This window comes from Variovorax paradoxus, from assembly GCF_030815975.1.
In the GTDB taxonomy this organism is placed as follows: Bacteria; Pseudomonadota; Gammaproteobacteria; order Burkholderiales; family Burkholderiaceae_C; genus Variovorax; species Variovorax paradoxus_N.
On sequence record NZ_JAUSXL010000002.1, the window covers coordinates 5,011,903 to 5,033,989 of the forward strand.

Sequence of the window (22,087 nt, forward strand, 5' to 3'; positions counted from 1 at the left end):
CGGCCAGCGCGCAATGCGTTGGCCGGACGGTTTTTTGCTGTCATAATCTCCCACAGTTCACCGGCCCCTTCAAGGCAACCGGTTCGAGTTCCCCGGTTTGTGAGGCAGCTCTCGCCTCACATCAAACCTCCCCCCGTTTTTCCGATCGATTGCCCCGCAAGGGGTCATTCCATGCACTTAAACGAACTCAAGGCACTCCACGTGTCTGAAGTCCTCAAGCAGGCTGAAGCGCTTGAGATCGAAAACGTCGGCCGCATGCGCAAGCAGGAGCTGATGTTCGCGATCATCAAGAAGCGCGCCAAGGCCGGCGAACAGGTCTTTGCCGACGGTGTGCTCGAAATCCTGCCCGACGGCTTCGGCTTCCTGCGCAGCCCCGACACCAGCTTCACGGCCAGCACAGACGACATCTACATCTCGCCGAGCCAGGTGCGCCGCTTCAACCTGCACACCGGCGACATGATCGAAGGCGAAGTGCGCACGCCCAAGGACGGCGAGCGGTACTTTGCGCTGACCAAGCTCGACAAGGTCAACGACGGTCCGCCCGAGCAGAACAAGCACAAGGTGATGTTCGAGAACCTGACGCCGCTGTTCCCCAAGGAACAGATGAAGCTGGAACGCGACGGCGTCAAGAGCGACGAGAACATCACGGGCCGGATCATCGACATCATCGCCCCCATCGGCAGGGGCCAGCGCGCCCTGCTGGTGGCGCCGCCCAAGAGCGGCAAGACGGTGATGATGCAGCACATCGCCCACGCGATCAGCGCCAACTACCCCGAAGTGCACATGATGGTGCTGCTGGTGGACGAGCGGCCTGAAGAAGTGACCGAAATGCAGCGCACCGTGAAGGGCGAGGTCATTGCCTCGACCTTCGACGAACCCGCAGCGCGCCACGTGCACGTGGCCGAGATGGTGATCGAGCGCGCCAAGCGCCTGGTCGAGCTCAAGAAGGACGTGGTGATCCTGCTCGACTCGATCACCCGCCTCGCCCGCGCCTACAACAACGTCGTGCCCTCGTCGGGCAAGGTGCTGACCGGCGGCGTCGACTCCAACGCGCTGCAGCGTCCCAAGCGCTTCCTGGGCGCCGCGCGCAACGTTGAAGAAGGCGGTTCGCTGACCATCATCGGCACCGCGCTGATCGACACCGGCAGCCGCATGGACGAAGTGATCTTCGAAGAGTTCAAGGGCACCGGCAACTCCGAAATCCACCTGGACCGCCGCCTGTACGAAAAGCGCGTGTTCCCGTCGATCCAGCTCAACCGCAGCGGCACGCGCCGCGAAGAGCTGCTGCTGGCGCCCGAGATCCTGCAGAAGACCCGGATCCTGCGCCAGCTCATGTACAACATGGACGAGATCGAATCGATGGAGCTCATGCTCAAGAACATGAAGGCGACCAAGACCAATGTCGAATTCTTCGACATGATGCGTCGCGGAGGCTGAGCACCACGCTCGCCGCAAAAGCGCGTTGGCCCTCGGGTCAACGCGCTTTTTTCATGGGCGGTCGATGATGCGGATCGCCCGGCCTTCAGCGGCGCTCTGCTGGCCGATGTCGAGCAGTTCCATCAGCGCGACGGCCTGCTCGGGAGGCACGGGGTTCGGGCCGTTGCCAAGGATCGCATCCCGCACCGCGGCGTAGTACTCGACGTAGTTGCCGGCCCGCGTGGGCCAGATCCGGCGCTGCGGCTCGCCGCCGTCGCTGCCGGGCACCACGAGTTCGCCGTCCTGCGGGTCGGCACCCCACCCTGCAATCGGGGGCCGCTGGCCGGCGCGCAGCGCGTCTTCCTGCGGATCGACGCCGTGCTTGATGTAGCTGCCGCGCGTGCCGTGAACGATGTAGCGCGGCGCGGCATGGGCCGCGAGCGTGGTGGCGTGCAGCACCACGCGCAGCGGCGCATGAGGGCCGCTTTCGTAGCGCAGCACAGCGTGGAAATAGTCTTCGACCTGCGCGCCGTCGCGCAAGGCCGCGGTGTCGAGTTGCAGCGTATCGGGCGTTCCGAACAGCTGAACCGCCTGGTCGAGCAGATGGGAGCCCAGATCGACCCACAGGCCGGCGCCCGGGACCTTCTGTTCGCGCCAGCGGTCGCGCACCTCGGGGCGAAAACGGTCGAAATGCGACTCCAGGTACACCAGCCGGCCCAGTTCTCCGCTCGCCAACACGTCCTTGAGCGTGAGGTAGTCGGCATCGAAACGGCGGTTCTGATAGACCGCCAGTACCCGATTGTTGCGCCGAGCCAACAGTTCGAGCTCCCTGGCTTCGGCCACGTCGAGCGTGAACGGCTTGTCCACCACCACGTGCTTGCCGGCCTCCAGCGCCGCCTTGGCGACCGGGTGGTGCTGGGCGTTGGGGGTTGCGACCACCACCAGGTCGATGTCCGCCCGGGCAACCAGCGCGTCCACGTCGGGCACCACCGCCACGCCAGGCCAATCGGCATGGACCTTGTGGGGCCGGGAGCTTGCCACGGCCGCCAGTTCGAGCCCCGGAACAGCCGAAAGCACCGGCGCATGGAAGGTCTGGCCGGCAAAGCCATAGCCGACGAGGCCGGCACGCAAGGTTCTCGAAGTCATCTGGGGGCCATCTTTCGCTCGAAATGGGACAGTATGCGATAATCGCTGGCTCCGCGAAAAGTGCAGCCGGGCGTCTTGCCCTGCGATTTCCTCCCCGGAACGGTTTGCCCCCTGTGGGCACGCTTGTGGCTCTCGCATCGACCTCAAAGGAAAGACCATGGCAAAAGAAGGCATCCACCCGAATTACCGCGAAATTCTGTTCGTCGACATGTCGAACGGCTTCAAGTTCGTGACCCGTTCGTGCGCGAACACCAAGGAAATGGGCAAGACCGACGACGGCCGCGAACTGCCGCTGTTCAAGCTCGACACCACGAGCGAATCGCATCCGTTCTACACGGGCACGCAAAAGTCGGTCGACAACATGGGCGGTCGCGTCGAGAAGTTCCGCAACCGCTTCGGCAAGACCACCGGCGCTGCTTCCAAGTAAAGCACGCGCTTTCGCATCGAGGGCAGCCCGGTTTACCGCGCTGCCCTTTTTTTCTTTCCCAAGACCGACGCTACTTCTCCCCTGTGAATCAGCCCACTCCCGCGATCGTTGCCCAGAGCGCCGTGCGCCGATTGCCGCGCCTGGCACTGCTGCTGCTGTGCGCCGCCTACCTCCTGCCGGGCCTGGTGGGGCGCGGCCCCTGGAAGAGCGCCGACATCACCTCCTTCGGCTACATGGCCGAACTGGCGCGCAACACCGAAGGCATCGCCCGCTGGTTCGATCCCATGCTGCTGGGCCTGCGTCCCGAAACGCCGGCGCTCATTCCCTACTGGATCGGTGCCTGGGCCATCAAGATCGCGCCGTCCTGGGTGCACCCTGACCTGGCGGTGCGCATCGTCTTTGCGCTGCTGCTCTGGGGCACGTTCACCGCCACGTGGTACGCCGTGTACTACCTCGCGCGCACCTCGCGGGCCCAGCCGGTGGCCTTCGCCTTCGGCGGCGAGGCGCGGCCCACCGACTACGCCCGCGCCATTGCCGACGGCGGACTGCTGGCGCTGATCGCCTGCCTGGGCCTGGCCCAGCTGGGCCACGAAACCACGCCGGCGCTGGCGCAGCTGTATTTCGCATCGCACCTCTTCTACGGCGTGGCGGCACTGCCCTACCGCCGCGTCGGCCCGGTGATCGCACTGCTGGTCGGGACCGTCGGCATGACCTTGAGCGGCGGTCCCACGGTCGGCCTGGCGCTGGCGGCGGGCAGCGCGCTCTTCATCGCCTACGAGCGGCGCACCGCCGATGCCGCTTCCGACGAAAGCCCCGGCTATACCCGGGGCGCGCTCGCCACGATGACCGCGGCCGCGCTGGTGGCCGCCGCGCTGGCTCTAGGGCTGGGCCTGCTGCAATGGAAGATCCAGTTGCCGGGCCATCATCCGAGCAGCACCTCGGTGCTGAGCGATGTGCGCAGCCAGGCCAAGCTGTTGGTGTGGTTCACCTGGCCGGTCTGGCCGCTCGCGATCTGGACGCTCTGGCGCTGGCGCCGCCAGCTCACCGCGCGCCATGTGGCACTGCCGTTCTGGTTCGCGCTGGTGCCGCTGGCCGCGACCTGGACCACCGACTATTCCGACCGCTCGTTGCTGCTGGCGCTGCCCGCACTCGCCACGCTGGCCGCCTTCGCCCTGCCCACCTTCCGGCGCAGCGCGGCGGCGCTGATCGACTGGTTCAACGTGCTGTTCTTCAGCGGGCTGGCCGTGCTGGGATGGATCTACTGGATCGCCATGCAGACCGGCGTGCCGCACAAGCCGGCAGCCAGCGTGACACGGCTGGTGCCCGGATTCGTGCCCGAGTTCTCGCCCATTGCGTTCGCGCTGGCGCTGGCCGCCACCATCACCTGGTGCTGGGTGGTCCGCTGGCGCACCGGGCGCCACCAGGCCGCACTCTGGAAAACGCTGGTGCTGCCGGCCGGCGGCACCGCGCTGTGCTGGATGCTGCTGATGACGCTGTGGCTGCCTCCCATCGACTACGCGCGCAGCTATGTGCCACAGGTGCGGGCGGTGGCCGAGCGGGTCGGACAACCGAGCTGCATCGCCGAACTGGCGCTGAGCCGGGCGCACATTGCGGCGCTGCGGCATCACGGCCAGTTCAACCTGCAGCCGCTGCTGCTCGGCACCGATTGCCCCTGGCTGCTGGTCAGCCCTGAAACGATCGAGCGGCTGCACACCATCATTTCCCTGGAGCAATGGCGTTTCAGCGGCACCCTGCGACGGCCCAGCGGCGCGACCGACGACCTGTTGCTCTATCAGAAGATTGCGCCGTAGCACGTGGCAGGCGAACGAGGTCTGATCGCGCGGCACGCCGGCACGGTGCTGGTGGGCCAGCTGGCCGTGATGGCGTTCGGCGTGACCGACACCATCGTGGCCGGCCGCTATTCCGAGAACGCGCTGGCCGCGCTGTCGGTGGGCGCGGCCGTCTTCATCAGCGTGTTCGTCTCGCTGATGGGCGTGCTGCAGGCGCTGCTGCCGGTCTGGGCCGAGCTGCACGGCGCGGACCGACGAAGCGAGGTCGGCCGCTCGGTACGGCAGTCGCTTTACCTGAGTGCCATCACCATCGCCATCGGCATGGCCGTGCTGCTGTTGCCGGGCGCGGTGCTGCGCTGGACCCAGGTGCCGCCCGCAATGCGCGGCGAAGTGGAAACCTACCTGGCGGTGCTCGCCTTCGCACTGCCGCCGGCCCTGTTGTTCCGCCTGTTCAGTACCCTGAACCAGAGCCTGGGCAAGCCGCAGGTCGTGACCTGGCTCCAGCTGGGCTCGCTGTGCGTGAAGCTGCCGCTGTCGGTCTGGTTCGCCTTTGGCGGCGCCGGCCTGCCGGCCATGGGCCTGGTGGGCTGCGCCTGGGCCACGCTGTGCGTGAACTGGGCCATGCTGGCCTGTGCCGTGTGGCTGCTGCGCGGCAGCGCCTTCTACCGCGACTACCGCCTCTGGGAGCGCATCGAGGCGCCCGACTGGCGCCAGATCCGCCAGTTCGCGAGCCTGGGCATCCCCGGCGGCCTGGCCGTGCTGGTGGAAGTGACTTCGTTCACCTTGATGGCACTGTTCATTGCGCGCCTGGGCACGGCTGCGGCCGCCGCGCACCAGATTGCCTCGAACCTGCTGGCGGTGGCCTACATGGTGCCGCTTTCGCTGGCCATTGCCACCAGCGCGCGCGTGAGCTTCTGGCTCGGCGCCGGCAATGCGGCCAAGGCCCGCCGCGCCTGCCGCATGGGCTTCGAACTCACCGCCCTTTGCGCACTGTTCTTCGCAGGCGCCATGGTGGCGCTGCGCTTCAAGCTGGCCCATGTGTATTCCGACAACCCGTCAGTCATCGCGCTCGCCGCGGCGCTGCTGCTGGTGGTGGCGGCCTATCACTTTGCCGACGCGCTGCAGACGCTGTGCGTGTTCGTGCTGCGCAGCTACCGCGTCACGTTGCTGCCGCTGCTCGCCTATTGCACGCTGCTGTGGGGTTTTGGCCTCGGCGGCAGCTACCTGCTGGCCTATCGCGGCCTGGGGCCATGGCCCGCGATGCAGTCGCCCCTGGCGTTCTGGCTCATGAGCGCGGGAGCGCTCGCGGTCACGGCCTTGCTGTTCGGCGCGCTGCTGCGCTGGACGATGCGCCGCTCACTTCGCTAGAAGCCGCGCTTCCCGCACGCGGGTCGCCGGGAACACCAAGGTGAAGCGCGAGCCCTTCCCCACCGTGCTCTCGATGCGCAGTTCGGCGCCGTGCCGCTGCGCGATGTGCTTCACGATGGCCAGGCCCAGGCCGGTGCCGCCGGTTTCGCGCGAGCGGCTGCGATCGATGCGATAGAAGCGCTCGGTCAATCGCGGAATGTGCTCGGCGGCAATGCCGGGGCCGGTATCGCGCACCGCGTATTCGCCGCGCCCGTCGGGCAGCAGCCGCCAGATCACCGCCACTTCGCCGCCGCCGGGCGTGTAGCGGATGGCGTTGCTCAGCAGGTTCGACATGGCGCTTTGCAGTTCGGTCGGCGCGCCCGAAATTTCGGATTCGGCCTCGATGCTGAACGAAAGGCGGTGGCCCTGCGGCGCGAGCCGGCCCGACAGCCCCCGCCCCTCGTCTTCGCACTGGGCAAGCAGCGCACGGATGCGGATCCACTGGTTGCCCGATGGCGCCGCGCTGCCTTCGAGCCGCGAGAGCGTCAGCAGGTCGTTGACCAGCGTTTCCATGCGGTGCGACTGCTGGCTCATGAGCGAGAGATAGCGCGCGCGCTCGTCCGCATCGAGGGGCAGGTTCTGCAGAGTTTCGACGAAGCCCGCCAGCACGGTGAGCGGCGTGCGGATCTCGTGCGACACGTTGGCGACAAAGTCGCGCCGCATGGCTTCCGCCTGTTCGACCGCGGTGATGTCGCGCGTCAGCAGCATGCGGCGATTGCCCGCATAGGGATGCACTTGCACCGACAGGCGCGCCGGATGGCTGCGCTGGTGGCCCTGCCCAAGGCCGGAGGCATCGATGACCACGTCGCGGCTGTAGTTCCACGAGGCCAGGTAGGCCACGAAGGCAGGGTCGCGGACGAGGTTCGCGAGATGCTGCAGCAGATCCCTCTCGGCATCGATGCCGAACTGGCTGGCCGCCGTCTGGTTGCACCACTCGATGCGGCCCTGCTCGTCGAGCAGGATCACGCCGTTGGGAGACGCCTGGATGGCGGCGAGGAATTCCTGCAGGCGGTCCTCGGCCTGCCGGGTCTGCTGCTCGCGGTCGCGCAGCAGCTTGCGGATGCGCTCGGAGAGTTCGCCCCACACGCCGGCGCCGCGGGTCGGCAGGCCCGCCGCGTTGTTGCGCAGCACCTTGAGCAGGCGCTCGGCACGCCACGCATCGAGCGCGAGCCACAGCGCCGCGCCCAGCCAGGCGCCCAGCCACCCGAATCTCCAGCCAAAGATGGCTGCAGCGCCCGCTCCCATTGCCAGGGACGCTATTAGAAACGTAGCAATACGGAAAGGCATGGCGGGCGATTATCCGCGCCCGCGGCCCGTGGACGCGGCGCAGGTCAAACCGTGACTTGGGCCGTCAGGCGATAGCCGGCGCCGCGCACCGTCTCGACCATGGGCGAGGCGGCGCCCAGCGATTCGCGCAGGCGCTTGACGTGCACGTCGACCGTGCGCTCCTCGATGTAGACGTGGTCGCCCCAGACCTTGTCGAGCAACTGCGCCCGGCTGTGCACGCGCTCGGCGTGCTGCATCAGGTAGGCCAGCAGCTTGAATTCGGTCGGCCCGACCTTGAGCGCGCTGCCCTGCCAGGTGACGCGGTGCGTGGCGGTGTCGAGCGCGAGCTCGCCGATCTCCACGCGCTCGGCCACCACCTCGGGCGCGCGGCGGCGCAGCACGGCGCGGATGCGCGCGAGCATTTCCTGCGTGGAAAACGGCTTGGTGATGTAGTCGTCGGCGCCCGCGTCGAGGCCGGCCACCTTGTCGGGCTCGTCGCCGCGCGCCGTGAGCATCAGGATGGGGATGGCCTTGGTGCGCGGGTCCTTGCGCCACTGGCGCGCAAGCTGCAGGCCGCTCTGGCCCGGCAGCATCCAGTCGAGCAGGATCAGGTCCGGCAGGAAGGCATCGATCTCGCGTTGCGCCGCCGCGCCGTCTTCCGACCAGATCGGCTCGAAGCCGTTGTGGCGCAGGTTGACGGCGATCAGTTCGGCGATCGAGGACTCGTCTTCGACGATCAGGACTCGGGGTTTCTTCATGCTTTCTTTGGAATCTTGCCGCTGTTCTTACTTCAGCGCCGACTCGATTTCCTGCATCGAAGTGTGCCGCACATCGGCGCCCTTGACGATGTAGATGATGAATTCGGCGATGTTCTTGGCGTGGTCGCCGATGCGTTCGATGGCCTTGGCCAGGAACAGCAGGTCGAGGCTGGCGGAGATCGTGCGCGGGTCTTCCATCATGTAGGTGACCAGCTTGCGCACGAAGCCGTCGAACTCCTTGTCGATCAGGTCGTCGTCCTTCAGGATCGACAGCGCCGCGGCCGTGTCCAGCCGCGCGAACGCATCGAGCGCGGTGCGCAGCAGGCCCGACGCCAGGTCGGCCGCAATGCGCAGTTCGCTCGAAGGCAGCGCGCGGGCCGAGCCGCTCTCGATGATCGACTTGACCATGCGCGCGATCTTGTTGGCCTCGTCGCCCACGCGCTCGAGGTTGGCCGTGGTCTTGGAGATGGCGATCAGTAGGCGCAGGTCGCGCGCCGTCGGCTGGCGCCGCGCGATGATCGACGACAGCTCGCGGTCGATCTCGATCTCCATGGCGTTGACGCGCGTCTCGGTTTCCATCACGCGGTCGGCGGCCTCGGGGTCGAACTGCAGCAGCGCGTAGATCGCCTGGTGGATCTGCGCCTCGACCATGCCGCCGAGCTCCATCACGCGCGACGAAACGCCGTTGAGTTCGCTGTCGAACTGGCTGGAGAGATGTTTTTCAGTCATGTGTGCTCCTTGGCATCAGCCGAAACGGCCGGTGATGTAGTCCTCGGTCTCCTTGCGCTGCGGCTTGAAGAACATCTGTTCCGTCGCGCCGAACTCGATCAGGTCGCCCAGGTACATGTACGCGGTGTAGTCGCTGCACCGTGCAGCCTGCTGCATGTTGTGCGTCACGATGACCACGGTGTACTCGTTTTTCAGCTCGGCAATCAACTCTTCGATCTTCGCGGTCGAGATCGGGTCGAGCGCGGAGCACGGCTCGTCGAGCAGCAGCACCTCGGGCTTGATCGCAATGCCGCGTGCAATGCACAGGCGCTGCTGCTGGCCGCCGGAGAGGCCCGAGCCGCTTTGCTGCAGCTTGTCGCGCACTTCGGTCCAGAGCGCTGCCTTCTTGAGCGCCCATTCGACGCGGTCGTCCATTTCGCTGGCGCTCAGGTTCTCGAACAGCTTCACGCCGAAGGCGATGTTGTCGTAGATCGACATCGGGAACGGCGTGGGCTTCTGGAACACCATGCCGATCTTGGCGCGGATCAGCGCCACGTCCTGCTTGGACGTGAGCAGGTTCTCGCCGTCCAGCGCGATGGTGCCCTCGGCGCGCTGCTCGGGGTAGAGCTCGAACATGCGGTTGAAGGTGCGCAGCAGGGTCGACTTGCCGCAGCCCGACGGGCCGATGAAGGCCGTCACCTTGTTCTCGGGAATCTCGAGGTTGATGCCCTTGAGCGCATGGAACTTGCCGTAGTAGAAGTTCAGGTCCTTGACCGAGATCTTCGAGCGCGACGGTTGTGCGGCGGTAATTGGCATGGTTGCTACTTCTTCTTGAATCAGAGTTTGTTGCGCGTGAGGACCCGCGCCAGGATGTTGAGGGCGAGCACGGCGACGGTGATCAGGAACACGCCGGCCCAGGCCAGCTGTTGCCAGTTTTCGTACGGGCTCATCGCGAACTTGAAGATGGTCACCGGCAGGCTGGCCATGGGCTGGCTCACGTCGGCGGTCCAGAACTGGTTGTTCAGCGCGGTGAAGAGCAGCGGCGCGGTTTCGCCCGCGATGCGCGCCACCGCCAGCAGCACGCCCGTGACCACACCGGCGCGTGCCGCACGCAGCGTGATGCTCAGGATGACCTTCCACTTCGGTGCGCCCAATGCATAGGCTGCTTCACGCAAACCGGGAGGCACCAGCTGCAGCATGTTCTCGGTGGTGCGGATCACCACCGGAATCACGATCAGCGCGAGCGACAGCGCACCGGCCAGGCCCGAGAAGGTCTTGAAGTACGCCACCACCACGGCATAGACGAACAAGCCGATCACGATCGACGGCGCCGACAGCAGGATGTCGTTGACGAAGCGAGTCACCGACGACAGCCAGCCCTTGGGGTTGTACTCGGCCAGGTAGATGCCGGCCATGATGCCGATCGGCGTGCCCACGAAGGTGGCCAGCGCCACCATCACGAACGAGCCGAAGATCGCGTTGGCGATGCCGCCCGCTTCGTTGGGCGGCGGCGTCATTTCGGTGAAGGTGGCGAGCGCCAGGCCGCCAAGGCCCAGGCGCAGCGTCTCCCACAGGATCCAGACGAGCCAGAACACGCCGAACACCATCGCCGCGAGCGACAGCGTGAGCGCGATCTTGTTGACGCGATTGCGCGCGGCAAACTTGGCCTGGCGCGTTTCGGCGAGCGCCTTGGCGTTCAGGAGACTTTGGGCAGTGCTCACGATTTCGTCCCTTCGCTCTTCTTCATCTGGGCCAGCAGCACCTTCGAGAGCGTCAGCACGACGAAGGTGATGAAGAACAGCACCAGCCCCAGGTACATCAGCGCAGCCTGGTGCAGGCCCGCGCCGGCTTCTGCGAATTCGTTGGCAAGTGCCGAAGTGATGCTGTTGGCCGCCTCGAACACGGAAAGCGAGTTGAGCTGGTTCATGTTGCCGATCACGAAAGTGACCGCCATCGTCTCGCCCAGCGCCCGGCCGAGGCCGAGCATGATGCCGCCGACCACGCCGGCCTTGGTATAGGGCAGCACGACCTTCGAGACCACTTCCCAGGTCGTGGAGCCGAGGCCGTAGGCCGACTCCTTGAGCAGCGGCGGCGTCACTTCGAACACGTCGCGCATCACCGAGGCGATGAACGGAATGATCATGATCGCGAGGATGATGCCGGCCGAGAGAATGCCGATGCCCACGGGCGGGCCGGACACCAGCGCGCCAAGGTACGGCACGCCGGCGAGCAGCTTCTGCAGCGGCTGCTGCACCCAGGTGGAAAGAATCGGGCCGAACACCAGCAGGCCCCACATGCCGTACACGATCGACGGCACGGCGGCGAGCAGTTCGATGGCCGTGCCCAGCGGGCGCTTGAGCCAGTTGGGGGAGAGTTCGGTCAGGAACAGCGCAATGCCGAAGCTCACCGGCACCGCGATCACCAGCGCGATGATCGAGGTGGCCAGCGTGCCGTAGATCATGACCAGGCCGCCGTACTCGTTCTGCACCGGATCCCAGACGCTGCTGGTCAGAAAGCCGAGGCCGTACTTCGAGATGGCGGGCCATGCGCCGGCAATCAGCGACACCAGGATGCCGATCAGCATCGCGAGCGTCAGCAGCGCGGCGCCCTTGGCGGCCCAGCCGAACAGCCGGTCGGCCATGGGGCCCGAACGCGGTGCCTTGGCGGGCGGCGGTGCGGCGGCGCGGCCGCGTTCGGACGCGAGGTCGAGCGTGGATGCGGAAGCAGGATAAGTGGATGACACGGGTCGCTCCGGCAATGACGAAAGCGGCGCATCCTCGAGCGAAGTGCTGCTCATGGGCGCCGTCCTGGGCTTGATGGGGGTGGCTTACTTGAACGCGACCGGCTTGCCCGATGCGTCCTTCACTTCACCCCATGCCTTGGCGATGGTGGCCTTCACGCCATCGGGCATCGGCACGTAGTCGAGATCGTCGGCGGTCTTGTCGCCACCCTTGTAGGCCCAGTCGAAGAACTTGAGCACGGTGGTCGCGTTGGCGGGCTTGTCCTGCACCTTGTGCAACAGGATGAAAGTGGCGCCGGTGATGGGCCATGCGTCCTTGCCGGCCTGGTTGGTCAGCACCTGGTAGAAGCTCTTGTTCCAGTCGGCGCCGGCGGCGGCGGCCTTGAAGGCCGTGTCCTCGGGCGAGACGAAGTTGCCGGCCGCGTTCTGCAGCTGGGCGTAGGTCATCTTGTTCTGCTTGACGTAGGCGTATTCCACATAGCCGATCGAATTGGGCAGGCGGTTCACGAACGCGGCCACGCCTTCGTTGCCCTTGCCGCCCGCGCCGGTCGGCCAGTTCACGGCCGTGCCCTCGCCCACCTTGGTCTTCCACTCGGCGTTGACCTTGCTCAGGTAGTTGGTGAACAGGAAGCTGGTGCCCGAGCCGTCGGCGCGGCGGACCGGCGCAATGGCGGCGTCCGGCAGCGCCAGCGAGCCGTTCAGCGCCTTGATGGCGGGGTCGTTCCACTTGGTGATCTTGCCCAGGTAGATGTCGCCCAGCACCTGGCCGTTGAGCTTCAGCTCGCCCGGCTTGATGCCGGGAATGTTCACCACCGGAATCACGCCGCCGATGACGGTGGGGAACTGCATCAGGCCCTTGGCCTGGAGTTCGTCGTCCTTCAGGGGTGCGTCGGAAGCACCGAAATCGACCGTCTTGGCTTCGATCTGCTTCAGGCCGGCGCCCGAGCCGACCGACTGGTAGTTGATCTTGACGCCGGTGGCCTTGTTGAAATCGGAGGCCCACTTGGCGTACAGCGGCGCCGGGAAGCTGGCGCCAGCGCCGGTCACGTCTTGCGCAAAAGCGGGCACCTGGGCGAAGACCGCGGCCACGAGGCCGGCGGCTGCAAACTTGAAAGTCGTTTTCATGGAGGCTTCCTTGAGAAGTAAGAAGTAGTCCCTTTCGGGCTTGGAACGGACTCTAGAAAGCTTGTGTGACATCGGTGTGACACCCCGCTGTCGAGGGAAAATGCCGCTCTTTCCCTGCGGCTTGTGTGACGCTGTCACACAACCGTCATTCGCCGCGCCTAGCCTTGCGAGCCTCGCCACCGGCGATTCGGGAGGCCGCGCGCCCGCCACGGCGCTACGATCGAAGCCACCCGCCTTCTTCACGACAACTACATGCAAAACGGCACCCGCCTCGCCGCCGTCGATCTCGGCTCGAACAGCTTCAGGCTCGAAATCGGACAGGTCGACCACGGCCAGATCCACCGCACCGAGTACCTGAAGGAAACGGTGCGCCAGGGCAACGGCCTCGATAGCGCCCGCAATCTCACGGCCGAGGCCATGCAGCGGGGTTGGGACGCGCTCGCGCGTTTCGGCGAACGGCTGGCCGGCTTCAAGCGCTCGCAGGTGCGCGCCGTCGCCACCCAGACGCTGCGCGAGGCACGCAACCGCGAAGAATTCCTGCTGCGCGCGCGCACCATCCTGGGTTTCGGCATCGACGTGATCCCGGGCCGGGAAGAAGCGCGCCTCATCTACCAAGGCGTGGCGCACATGCTGCCGCACACCGATGCCTCGGACCGCGAACGCCGGCTGGTCGTGGACATCGGCGGGCGCTCCACCGAAATGATCATCGGCCGCGCGCTCGACGCCGAGCTGATGGAGTCGTACCGCGTGGGCAGCGTCGCCTGGTCGATGAAGCACTTCGGGGAAGGCCTCTTTACCCAAAGCGCGTTCCGCGCCGCCGAGGTGGCCGCCAAGGCGGTGCTCGACGACGCGCTGTCGAGCTATACCCGCGACCAGTGGGACGTGGCCTATGGCGCCTCCGGCACCATCGGCGCCGTCGGCGACGTGCTGGCCGCGGCGGGCGGCGAGCCCGGGCTCATCACCCGCGACGGCCTCGACTGGCTGGTCGACCGCCTCCTGAAGGCCGGCAGCACCGACAAGCTGCGCATGGACGGCATGCGCGACGACCGCAAGCCCGTCATCGGCGGCGGCGTGAGCGTGCTGCGCGCGGTGTTCGACCTGCTCGGCATCGACGAAATGAAAGTGGCCCAGGGCGCGCTGCGCCACGGCGTGCTCTATGAGCTGCTGGAGCGCGACGAGAGCGTGGCCGACATGCGCACGGCCACCGTGGCGCGGCTGGCGAGCCGGTTCTCGGTCGATACCGCCCAGGCAAGACGGGTCGGCGAAACAGCGGCGGCCCTGTTCGTGCAGCTCACCCCCGCGGCGCGCGGCGGCAGCCCGGGCAGCCGCGCCGGCCGTGCGCTGCGCAAGCTCGGCTGGGCGGCGCAGCTGCACGAGATCGGCACGCTGGTCTCGCACAGCGACTATCACAAGCACGGCGCCTACATCCTCGACAACACCGACGCCCCCGGCTTCGCGGTCAACGAGCTGCATGCGCTCGGCCAGCTGGTGCTGGGCCAGCGCGGGAAGCTGCGCAAGCTCGACGCCGCACTGGAGGACGAGACCTTCGTGATGCAGCTGCTCTCACTGCGCCTGGCGGTGATCCTGTGCCATGCGCGCCGGGATCCCGATCCGCGGGCGCTGCATCTTGCGGCACTGGGCGCCAGGGCCTTCACGATCGCCTGCGCGCCCGACTGGACCGAGGCCTATCCGCAGTCCGCGCACCTGCTGCGCGAGGAAGTGCTGGCGTGGCAGAAGACCAGCAGCTGGCGCGTGGAGCTCAGCGGGGCCTGAACCGCCTCACCTTGCGTCGAGGCCAGCGGTGCGGGTGGTTTCCGCCGGCACGGCGCGCGGCTGGTCGCCCCCGAACATGCCGGCGTAGGCAGGCTGCACGATCCGGTCCAGCCCCTGCTTCAGTCCCTCGTGGGCCACCGCAGTGTCCTTGAGCAGGCCCTCGTAGCTGAAATAGGTGGGCTCGATCACGTCGGCGGTATGGGCCGTCTGGTGCACGACGGACTGCCGCTCGTCCCTGAGCAGCTGCTCCACCGAGATGAAGGGCTTGAAGCTCGAGGTCGCATCGGCCGCGCCGTAGGCCGTGGTGATCCGCAGGATCAAGGTGCTGTAGCCGGGCATGGGCTGGAGCTCCGGCACCTTCATCTCGGCGGCCTGTCCGGTGGCGCGCATGAAGGGCGTCAGCTTCACTTCGCGGCCGCTCTCGCGCAGGCGCGCCGCCAGCTGCTGCGCGAACTGCCTGTTGAGCGTCATGGCCGCGCCGCTGTCCTTGACCGCCGCCGTGAACTCCTTGCTGCGCTGGTCGGTCCGGGCGGCCATCGTCATGCGGCTGTTGGTGTCGATGCTCAGGGCCAGCAGCGCGCCGATGGGCCCCAGAAGCAGCCCGGCAAAGCCCGTGAGCCCCGAACCGCCGCCATCGGTGACGATCAGCTGGTCTTCCTCGTTGTAGACGAGCTCGACCTTCGCGGCCGACCGGGTGGCATCCTGGCGCGCCTGCAGCTTGGGCCTGGCCGCGTCGGCCGCACACCCCACCAGCAGGGCGGTGGCGACAAGCAGGAAGCCAGCTTCTGCAACGACATGCCCGCGTCCAGGCGCAGCAGATCCATGAAGCTTCTTGGGAGCGGGTTGAGCAGTTTCATGCGTGTTCCCCAGTGATGTGGCCGAGGTGGCCGAGGTGGAGTCACTGTAGGAATCACGCTGCCCGCGCACATGAGCGGTGCGCACTTTTTGCCGGGAGACAAGCGCCCCGCCACCCCCGCCCGCGGCCACGACAAAGCGCCTGCCGCACGCGCGGGACGCGCAGCTATCCGCGCTGCGTCACTTCGGTTCGAGTCCGGCGGTCCGCGTGCTTTCCGGGCCGGCGAGGCGCGGCCGCTCGTCTTCCCCGAACATGCCGGCATAGGCGGGCTGGACGATCCCGGCCAGCCCTTGCCGCAGCCCTTCCTGGGCCTTGGCCGTGTCCTGCAGCAGACCGTCGTACGCCAAGTAGGCCGGCTCCTCCAGGTCTGAGGTATGGGTGGTCTGGTGAAGAACGGCCTGCTGCTCGTCCTGGAGCGACTGCTCGATCGCCACGAAGGGCTTGAAGCTCGATGTCATGTCGGGCGCCCCGTAGGTCGTGGTGACGCGCACGAGCAGTGTGCTGTAGCCCGGAGTGGGCTCGAATCCAGGCGCCTGCATGCGGGCGAGCTCGCCGTCCACGCGCGCGGCGGGTGTCAGCTTCACTTCGCGTCCGCCGGCCCGCAGCCGCGCCGCCAGCTGCTCGGCAAACTGCCGATTGAGCGGCATCGCTCCGCTGTTTTTCACGGCCGCCGTGAACTCCTTGCTGCGCCGCTCGATGCGGCTGGCCATCGTCACCCGGGTGCCGACCTCGACGCCAAGGGCCACCAACGTGCCGACCGGCCCGAAAACCCCGGCCCAGCCCATGATCGCGGAGCCGCCGCCATCCATCACGGACAGCTGGTCCTGCTCGTTGTAGACGAGTTCGATCCTGGTGATCGAGCGAGTGGCGTCGTGGCCGACCTCCGGCGCAGGCTCGGGCGTGCTCGTGGCGCAGCCGGCCAGGAGAGCTGCAGAAAACAGCAGCGAAACAAGCGTCTTCATGGGTCACGGTTGTAAGTTGCAGATGCAATTTGTGTCTAAATGCATCTGACACAGCCATTGTGCCTACCTAGCACTGCCGCGGCCCACCGAATTTCGTCAATTAGTTTGCAGATTCGGGCAAATTTTCAGCCCGCGGATCGCCCCTCAGAGAAGCTCGGGCGACTGCACCGTCACCACCACGGTCTGCACGTCGCCATCGCGTTCGCGCGTGCGGATCCACCAGAGCGAACCCTTGCGCACCGGACAGCTGTCCTGCTTCAACCCGAGAAGAAGCGAAATCGCCTGCCCCACCGAAGGCTGGTGTCCGACCATCAGCACCACCGACTTGCCATTGGGCCAGCCGGCGGCGGCCAGCATCGCCTCGGGTGTGGTGTCGGGTGCGAGTTCGGCGCGCAGCTTGTACTTGCGGCCGAGCGCGAGCGCGGTTTGCTCGCAGCGCCGCGCGGGGCTGCAGATGATGCGCGTGCCGTCGGGCAGTTGCCGGTCGAGCCAGCTTGCCATGCGCTTGGCCTGCTTCTCGCCGCGCGCGGTCAGGGAACGCTGCAGGTCGTCGCAGCCCTCGGTCCAGTCCTCGGCTTCGGCATGGCGCCAGAAGATCAAGTCCATGGTTATCGTCTTTCGATCGTCAGTTGCTGGACGCATCGGGTGCATCGAGGTGATGGCCTCGCGATGCATACCGGTTCATGAGTGCGGCCTGCGCGCCGTGCGCCTCGATGGCGCGCGATGCGCCGGCCTCGCCGGAGTGGGTGTCGTGGTCGACGCGCGTGTAGATGCCGTCGCCTCCCAGGTCCCAGGCGTCGCGGCCGTCGTGCAGATAGGCGACCAGGCATTCGTCGATCAGGCGCTGGCGCAGGCTGGGGTCGGTCACCGGCCACGCCAGCTCGATGCGCCGCATCATGTTGCGGTTCATCCAGTCGGCGCTCGACAGGTAGAGCGATTCTTCTTCTCCGTTGCGAAAGTAGAAGACACGCGAGTGCTCGAGAAAACGCCCGATCACCGAACGCACGCGGATGTTGTCCGTCAGGCCCGGCACCTGCGCGGGCAGCGTGCACGCGCCGCGCACGATGAGGTCGATCTTCACGCCGTTCTGGCCCGCGCGCATCAGCGCGGCCACCAGTTGTTCGTCGGTCAGCGCATTCATCTTGGCGACGATGCGCGTGGGCTCGCCGGTGGCGGCGGTCAGGCCCAGCGCGTCGATCTGCAGGATGAGGTTCTTGTGCAGGTCGAACGGCGCGAGCCACATGCGGTTGAGCTTGGGCAGCCGGCTCTGGCTTGCCAGGTGCACGAACACGGCTTCCATGTCGGCCGTGAGCAGCGGGTCGGCCGTCAGGTGGCTGATGTCGGTGTAGAGCCTGGCCGTGCGCGGGTTGTAGTTGCCGGTGGAAAGATGGCCGTAGCGGCGCATCTGCTTGCCCTCGCGGCGCGTCACCAGCAGCATCTTGGCGTGCGTCTTCAGGCCCACCACGCCATACACCACCTGCGCGCCGATCGACTCGAGCATTTCGGCCCAGTTGATGTTCGCCTCTTCGTCGAAGCGGGCCTTGAGCTCCACCACCACCGTCACCTCCTTGCCGCGGCGCACAGCCTCGCGCAGCAGGTCCATCAGCTCCGAGTCGGTGCCGGTGCGGTAGATGGTCTGCTTGATGGCCAGCACCTGCGGGTCCAGCACGGCTTCGCGCAGGAACGCGAGCACGCCGTCGAAACTCTCGAAGGGCTGGTGGATCAGCACGTCGCCGCGCTGCAGCCGCTCGAAGAACGACTGCGCCGGCGACAGCGTGACAGGGTAGGAGGCCGAGTACGGTGGAAAGAGCAACTGCGGCTCCTCCAGCAGATCGATCAGCTGGGTCAGCCGGGCCAGGTTGACGGGGCCGTGCACGCGGTAGAGCGCCTGCGGCGGCAGGTTGAATTGCGCCAGCAGGAAGCTCGCGAGCGACTCCGCGCAACTGGCTGACACCTCGAGCCGCACCGCCTGCCCGTAGTGCCTGTGCTGCAGCCCCTGGCGCAATGCGGTGCGCAGGTTCTTGACGTCTTCCTCGTCGACCGCCAGGTCGGAATGCCGCGTGACGCGGAACTGCGAGAAGTCGCCGACCTCGCGCCCCGGGAACATGCTCGACAAGTGCGCCCGCACCACGCTCGAAAGCGCCACGAACAGCGTCTTGCCGTCCGACACCTTGGCCGGCATGCGGATCACGCGCGGCAGCACGCGCGGCACCTTGACGATCTGGATCGGGTTCTCGCGGCCGAAGGCGTCCTTGCCGCCGAGCCGCACGATGAAGTTGAGCGACTTGTTGGCCACCTGCGGAAACGGGTGCGCCGGGTCCAGCCCGACCGGGATCAGCAGCGGGCGCACTTCGCGCTCGAAATACTCGCTGACCCATTTGCGCTGCGCCGGATTGCGTTCGCCGTGCGAAATGATGTGGATGCCGTGCTTTGCGAACGTTGGCATCAGCTCGTCGTTGTAGAGCGCGTACTGGCGTGCCACCAGCTTGTGGGCAGCCTCGGCCAGGTGCTCGAACGACTCGATCGTGTAGGCGCCCTTCTGGTCGCCGGCGCTGCTGGCAATCAGGTGCGGCGCGGCACGGACTTCGAAGAATTCGTCGAGGTTCGATGAAACGATGCAAAGGTAGCGAAGGCGCTCGATCAGCGGCACTTCGGGCCTGCGGGCCCAGTCGAGCACACGCTCGTTGAAGGACAGGATGCTGTGGTCGCGGTCGAGCAGCGCGAGCGCCGATGCCGCGACCGCGGGCGTCCGGTCAGCGGGAGCAAGTTGCATGGGCACTGATTCTGGGGCAAGCGGCACGGGAGCACATGTAGGCTGAAATATGACAGTGTCATCCTCGTTTGTGACGCTTTCGTGACGGCCATGTGACGCCTGCGGGCCGCCTTGTGGCAGCCCCGTGCCGGGCGATGAGGCGGATGCCCCGGCACCGGACCGGGCGGCCGCTGGTTTCATGCGCCCAGGAAGTGCTTGCGGTAGCGCGCCGGCAGGTCGTCGATGCGCATCAGCATCGGCAGGTCTGCCGTGTTGAAGTCCGGGTCCCAGGCCGGGGCGCCCAGCACCTTGGCACCCAGACGCAGGTAGCCCTTGATGAGCGCGGGCGGTTCGACGTCGAGCGCGCCGTCGAGCCGCTCGACCGGCAGCGGCAGGCGCGGCTGCACTTGGTACTGGATCGGCGCCATGTGGCTGGCCGACAGCTGCCGCCAGATGCTGGCCGCCGCATCGCCGCTGGTCACGCCGTTGTGCGACATCGGAATGCTCGCGCAGCCGATCATGGTGTCGAGCTTGTTGCGGTGCATGAAGCCCGCCAGCGCGCCCCACAGCGCAAGGATCACGCCGCCCTGCCGGTGGTCGGGATGCACGCAGCTGCGGCCCAGCTCGACCATGCGCTCGCGCAGGTCGCGCAGCCGGGTCAGGTCGAACTCGGTGTCGCTGTAGGTGCTGCCCACGCGCCGGGCCTGGGCCGGCGTGAGCACGCGGTAGGTGCCGATCACCTGCTGGGTCCGTTCCTCGCGCACCAGCAGGTGCTCGCAGAAGTCGTCGAACAGGTCGATGTCGTGGCCGGCCAGCGGCGTGCTCACGCGGGCGCCCATTTCGCCGACGAACACCTCGTGGCGCAGGCGCTGCGCCGCGCGCACGTCGTCCAAGTGGCGGGCCCAGCTCACGGTGATGCCTTGCCTGGTGGCATCGACGACCGGCGGCACGAGCGCTGCGGTGGCCGCCTCGGGCATTGGCGTGCGCGCGGCGGCAGGAGTGGGCCACAGGGCGGCGCGCAGTCCGATCTGCGACAGCGGAAACGTCGGGTTGGGCAGTTCTTTCATGGGGACCCTTTCTGCTGAGGGAGTCTCGGCACCTGCGGTGAAACGGGTATGTCAGCGGCATTGCATTTGCATGACGGTGTTACCGCTTGTTTTGGGGCCGCTTGGTTGTCTAATGCGATGGGTCCGCGACATGGAGTTTTCTCAAATGGCCACAGCCGCAAGCAGCAATTTCGACAACCGCCTTCACCAGACCTTTCCCGTCCTGAGCGATACGGAAATCGCGCGCATCGCGCACTTCGGAACGGTGCAGCGCTTCGCGCGCGGGGAGCGGCTGTTCACCGCCGGCGAAACAAGCCCCGGCATGTTCGTTCTGCTCAAGGGCGTGGTGGCGGTCACGCAGCGCGACGGCCTCGGGCACGTGGTGCCGATCGTGCGCCAGGGGCCCGGCGAGTTCCTTGCCGAAGTGGGCCAGCTGAGCGGCCGCCCTGCCCTGGTCGACGGCCATGCCGAGGAAGAAGTGGAAGCGCTCATCGTGCCGCCCGCGCAATTGCGCGCGCTGCTGGTGGCGGAAGCCGACCTTGGCGAGCGCATCACCCGCGCGCTGATCCTGCGGCGCGTGGCGCTGATCGAATCCGGTGCCAGCGGGCCGGTGCTGATCGGCAAGCCCGAGTCGCCCGACATGGCGCGGCTGGAGAACTTCCTGCGCCGCAACGGGCATCCCTACCACCTGGTCGATGCGGCCGAAGACCCCGGCGCCGCCGCGTTGCTGGAGCAGTACGGCACCTGCAAGCTGCTTGCCGTCTGCCCCGACGGCTCGGTGCTGGTCAACCCGGCCGAGGATGCCCTGGCCCGCTGCCTGGGCATGGTCGACACCGCGGAGCACAACGAGCTGTTCGACGTGGCGGTGGTCGGCGCCGGCCCCGCCGGCCTCGCGACCGCGGTGTATGCGGCCTCCGAGGGCCTGCGCGTGATCGTGCTCGACTGCCGCGCGTTTGGCGGCCAGGCCGGCGCGAGCGCGCGCATCGAGAACTACCTGGGCTTTCCCACCGGCATCTCGGGCCAGGCGCTCGCGGGCCGGGCCTTCGTGCAGGCCCAGAAGTTCGGCGTGGAGATGCTGATTCCGGCCAAGGTCACGTCGCTGGACTGCTCGCGCGACAACCCCATGGGCAGCCTGCGCATCGCCCTTGCCGACGGACGCGCCATCAACGCGCGCACGGTGGTGATTGCAAGCGGCGCACGCTACCGGCGCCCCGACGTGCCGAGGCTGTCCGAGTTCGAAGGCCGCGGCATCTGGTACTGGGCCTCGGCCATCGAGGCCAAGCTCTGCGCACAGCAGGAGGTTGCACTGGTCGGCGGCGGCAACTCGGCGGGCCAAGCCGCGGTGTTCCTGTCGCGCCATGCGGCCAAGGTCAATGTGCTGGTGCGCGGCCCCTCGCTCGCGGCCAGCATGTCGCGCTACCTGGTCGATCGGATCGAGGCCACGCCCAACATCGAACTGCATCCCCACACCCAGCTCGTGAAGCTCAACGGCGATTCCGGCGAAGGACTGACAGGCGCGACCTGGCGCTGCCAGACCACGGGCAACGAACACGACTGCGACGCGCGCAACATCTTCCTCTTCGTGGGCGCGGAGCCCGAGACCAGTTGGCTCGACGGCTGCGGCGTCTCGGTCGACAAGCACGGCTTCGTGCGGACGGGCGATGCGGCCAGCAGCGGCTTTCCGGCGCGGGCCGCCAGTGCACTGGAATCCAGCGTGCAGGGCGTCTTTGCCGTGGGCGACGTGCGCTCGGGTTCGGTCAAGCGCGTGGGCGGCGCCATCGGCGAAGGCGCTGCCGTGGTCGCGCTGATCCACCAGCACCTGTCGTCCAACTCGGCCGTTGCCTGACGGTAGGGCCGGAAGGCGCGGAGCGGGCGTAATTCCCGGCGCTGCACGCGTGCGGATGGCCGCGTATAT

At 67.2% G+C, this 22,087-nt stretch carries 19 protein-coding genes; 6 read left to right on the forward strand and 13 right to left on the reverse strand.

What is annotated here, in order from left to right; genetic code table 11:
* Positions 1 to 171: 171 nt before the first annotated feature.
* Positions 172 to 1,437 carry a transcription termination factor Rho gene (gene rho / locus QFZ47_RS27355; protein WP_307658616.1) on the forward strand — a complete coding sequence of 422 codons (1,266 nt, stop codon included), beginning with the start codon at positions 172 to 174 and terminating at the stop codon, positions 1,435 to 1,437.
* 51 nt (positions 1,438 to 1,488) lie between these two features.
* Here rho and QFZ47_RS27360 read toward each other — a convergent pair whose 3' ends face one another.
* Complete coding sequence (locus tag QFZ47_RS27360; protein WP_307658617.1) at positions 1,489 to 2,562, reverse strand: oxidoreductase; 1,074 nt, start codon at positions 2,560 to 2,562, stop codon at positions 1,489 to 1,491.
* Positions 2,563 to 2,719: 157 nt separating this feature from the next.
* On the opposite strand from QFZ47_RS27360, the gene QFZ47_RS27365 reads away from it, so the two are divergent.
* From QFZ47_RS27365 to QFZ47_RS27375, 3 genes are all read left to right on the forward strand, one after another.
* Positions 2,720 to 2,989: a type B 50S ribosomal protein L31 gene (locus QFZ47_RS27365; RefSeq protein WP_007836661.1), complete on the forward strand. Its 270-nt coding sequence runs from the start codon at positions 2,720 to 2,722 to the stop codon at positions 2,987 to 2,989.
* Positions 2,990 to 3,072: 83 nt separating this feature from the next.
* Positions 3,073 to 4,800, forward strand: a complete 1,728-nt coding sequence (locus QFZ47_RS27370) for a hypothetical protein (RefSeq protein WP_307658618.1) — start codon at positions 3,073 to 3,075, stop codon at positions 4,798 to 4,800.
* A 3-nt stretch (positions 4,801 to 4,803) separates the two neighbouring features.
* Complete coding sequence (locus QFZ47_RS27375; RefSeq protein ID WP_307658619.1) at positions 4,804 to 6,147, forward strand: MATE family efflux transporter; 1,344 nt, start codon at positions 4,804 to 4,806, stop codon at positions 6,145 to 6,147.
* Here QFZ47_RS27375 and phoR read toward each other — a convergent pair.
* Genes phoR through pstS form a run of 7 tightly spaced genes read right to left on the reverse strand, consistent with a single transcriptional unit; the run spans position 6,136 to position 12,783 of the window.
* Positions 6,136 to 7,473, reverse strand: coding sequence for a phosphate regulon sensor histidine kinase PhoR (gene phoR, locus QFZ47_RS27380; protein WP_307658620.1), 1,338 nt, complete (start codon positions 7,471 to 7,473; stop codon positions 6,136 to 6,138). The two genes, QFZ47_RS27375 and phoR, sit on opposite strands and share 12 nt — an antisense overlap.
* Before the next feature lie 44 nt (positions 7,474 to 7,517).
* On the reverse strand, positions 7,518 to 8,210 hold the full coding sequence (gene phoB / locus QFZ47_RS27385) for a phosphate regulon transcriptional regulator PhoB (RefSeq protein WP_307658621.1): 693 nt from the start codon (positions 8,208 to 8,210) through the stop codon (positions 7,518 to 7,520).
* Between the two features lie 27 nt (positions 8,211 to 8,237).
* Entirely contained in the window at positions 8,238 to 8,939 is a 702-nt protein-coding gene (gene phoU, locus QFZ47_RS27390; RefSeq protein ID WP_307658622.1) for a phosphate signaling complex protein PhoU, read from the reverse strand.
* 15 nt (positions 8,940 to 8,954) lie between these two features.
* A complete protein-coding gene (gene pstB, locus QFZ47_RS27395) occupies positions 8,955 to 9,734 on the reverse strand; it encodes a phosphate ABC transporter ATP-binding protein PstB (RefSeq protein WP_307658623.1) in 780 nt (259 codons plus the stop codon).
* Positions 9,735 to 9,754: 20 nt separating this feature from the next.
* Positions 9,755 to 10,639: a phosphate ABC transporter permease PstA gene (pstA, locus tag QFZ47_RS27400; protein WP_307658624.1), complete on the reverse strand. Its 885-nt coding sequence runs from the start codon at positions 10,637 to 10,639 to the stop codon at positions 9,755 to 9,757.
* Complete coding sequence (gene pstC / locus QFZ47_RS27405; RefSeq protein WP_307658625.1) at positions 10,636 to 11,715, reverse strand: phosphate ABC transporter permease subunit PstC; 1,080 nt, start codon at positions 11,713 to 11,715, stop codon at positions 10,636 to 10,638. Before pstC ends, pstA begins: the two co-directional genes overlap by 4 nt.
* A gap of 30 nt (positions 11,716 to 11,745) precedes the next feature.
* Positions 11,746 to 12,783, reverse strand: a complete 1,038-nt coding sequence (pstS, locus tag QFZ47_RS27410) for a phosphate ABC transporter substrate-binding protein PstS (protein WP_307658626.1) — start codon at positions 12,781 to 12,783, stop codon at positions 11,746 to 11,748.
* 252 nt (positions 12,784 to 13,035) lie between these two features.
* Here pstS and QFZ47_RS27415 point away from each other — a divergent pair, with 252 nt between their 5' ends.
* Positions 13,036 to 14,556, forward strand: a complete 1,521-nt coding sequence (locus QFZ47_RS27415; protein ID WP_307658627.1) for a Ppx/GppA phosphatase family protein — start codon at positions 13,036 to 13,038, stop codon at positions 14,554 to 14,556.
* A gap of 6 nt (positions 14,557 to 14,562) precedes the next feature.
* Here the strand turns inward: QFZ47_RS27415 and QFZ47_RS27420 are convergent, their stop codons facing one another.
* The 5 genes from QFZ47_RS27420 to QFZ47_RS27440 form a co-directional block, all read right to left on the reverse strand.
* Positions 14,563 to 15,306: a hypothetical protein gene (locus QFZ47_RS27420; RefSeq protein ID WP_307658628.1), complete on the reverse strand. Its 744-nt coding sequence runs from the start codon at positions 15,304 to 15,306 to the stop codon at positions 14,563 to 14,565.
* A gap of 285 nt (positions 15,307 to 15,591) precedes the next feature.
* Positions 15,592 to 16,374: a hypothetical protein gene (locus QFZ47_RS27425; protein ID WP_307658629.1), complete on the reverse strand. Its 783-nt coding sequence runs from the start codon at positions 16,372 to 16,374 to the stop codon at positions 15,592 to 15,594.
* Positions 16,375 to 16,518: 144 nt separating this feature from the next.
* Positions 16,519 to 16,980, reverse strand: a complete 462-nt coding sequence (locus tag QFZ47_RS27430; protein ID WP_307658630.1) for a SixA phosphatase family protein — start codon at positions 16,978 to 16,980, stop codon at positions 16,519 to 16,521.
* Positions 16,981 to 16,999: 19 nt separating this feature from the next.
* Positions 17,000 to 19,147, reverse strand: a complete 2,148-nt coding sequence (gene ppk1, locus QFZ47_RS27435; protein ID WP_307658631.1) for a polyphosphate kinase 1 — start codon at positions 19,145 to 19,147, stop codon at positions 17,000 to 17,002.
* Positions 19,148 to 19,323: 176 nt separating this feature from the next.
* Positions 19,324 to 20,193, reverse strand: a complete 870-nt coding sequence (locus tag QFZ47_RS27440) for a GNAT family N-acetyltransferase (protein ID WP_307658632.1) — start codon at positions 20,191 to 20,193, stop codon at positions 19,324 to 19,326.
* Between the two features lie 145 nt (positions 20,194 to 20,338).
* On the opposite strand from QFZ47_RS27440, the gene QFZ47_RS27445 reads away from it, so the two are divergent.
* Positions 20,339 to 22,018 carry an FAD-dependent oxidoreductase gene (locus QFZ47_RS27445; RefSeq protein WP_307658633.1) on the forward strand — a complete coding sequence of 560 codons (1,680 nt, stop codon included), beginning with the start codon at positions 20,339 to 20,341 and terminating at the stop codon, positions 22,016 to 22,018.
* The last annotated feature ends 69 nt before the right edge of the window (positions 22,019 to 22,087 follow it).

What these genes read in the sequence shown, in the direction of transcription:
- rho (WP_307658616.1), top strand. Translation starts at nt 172, where the DNA reads ATGCACTTAAACGAACTCAAGGCACTCCACGTGTCTGAAGTCCTCAAG.
- QFZ47_RS27360 (WP_307658617.1), bottom strand. Translation starts at nt 2,562, where the DNA reads ATGACTTCGAGAACCTTGCGTGCCGGCCTCGTCGGCTATGGCTTTGCC.
- QFZ47_RS27365 (WP_007836661.1), top strand. Translation starts at nt 2,720, where the DNA reads ATGGCAAAAGAAGGCATCCACCCGAATTACCGCGAAATTCTGTTCGTC.
- phoR (WP_307658620.1), bottom strand. Translation starts at nt 7,473, where the DNA reads ATGCCTTTCCGTATTGCTACGTTTCTAATAGCGTCCCTGGCAATGGGA.
- phoB (WP_307658621.1), bottom strand. Translation starts at nt 8,210, where the DNA reads ATGAAGAAACCCCGAGTCCTGATCGTCGAAGACGAGTCCTCGATCGCC.
- phoU (WP_307658622.1), bottom strand. Translation starts at nt 8,939, where the DNA reads ATGACTGAAAAACATCTCTCCAGCCAGTTCGACAGCGAACTCAACGGC.
- pstB (WP_307658623.1), bottom strand. Translation starts at nt 9,734, where the DNA reads ATGCCAATTACCGCCGCACAACCGTCGCGCTCGAAGATCTCGGTCAAG.
- pstC (WP_307658625.1), bottom strand. Translation starts at nt 11,715, where the DNA reads ATGAGCAGCACTTCGCTCGAGGATGCGCCGCTTTCGTCATTGCCGGAG.
- pstS (WP_307658626.1), bottom strand. Translation starts at nt 12,783, where the DNA reads ATGAAAACGACTTTCAAGTTTGCAGCCGCCGGCCTCGTGGCCGCGGTC.
- QFZ47_RS27415 (WP_307658627.1), top strand. Translation starts at nt 13,036, where the DNA reads ATGCAAAACGGCACCCGCCTCGCCGCCGTCGATCTCGGCTCGAACAGC.
- QFZ47_RS27425 (WP_307658629.1), bottom strand. Translation starts at nt 16,374, where the DNA reads ATGAAGACGCTTGTTTCGCTGCTGTTTTCTGCAGCTCTCCTGGCCGGC.
- QFZ47_RS27430 (WP_307658630.1), bottom strand. Translation starts at nt 16,980, where the DNA reads ATGGACTTGATCTTCTGGCGCCATGCCGAAGCCGAGGACTGGACCGAG.
- ppk1 (WP_307658631.1), bottom strand. Translation starts at nt 19,147, where the DNA reads ATGCAACTTGCTCCCGCTGACCGGACGCCCGCGGTCGCGGCATCGGCG.
- QFZ47_RS27440 (WP_307658632.1), bottom strand. Translation starts at nt 20,193, where the DNA reads ATGAAAGAACTGCCCAACCCGACGTTTCCGCTGTCGCAGATCGGACTG.
- QFZ47_RS27445 (WP_307658633.1), top strand. Translation starts at nt 20,339, where the DNA reads ATGGCCACAGCCGCAAGCAGCAATTTCGACAACCGCCTTCACCAGACC.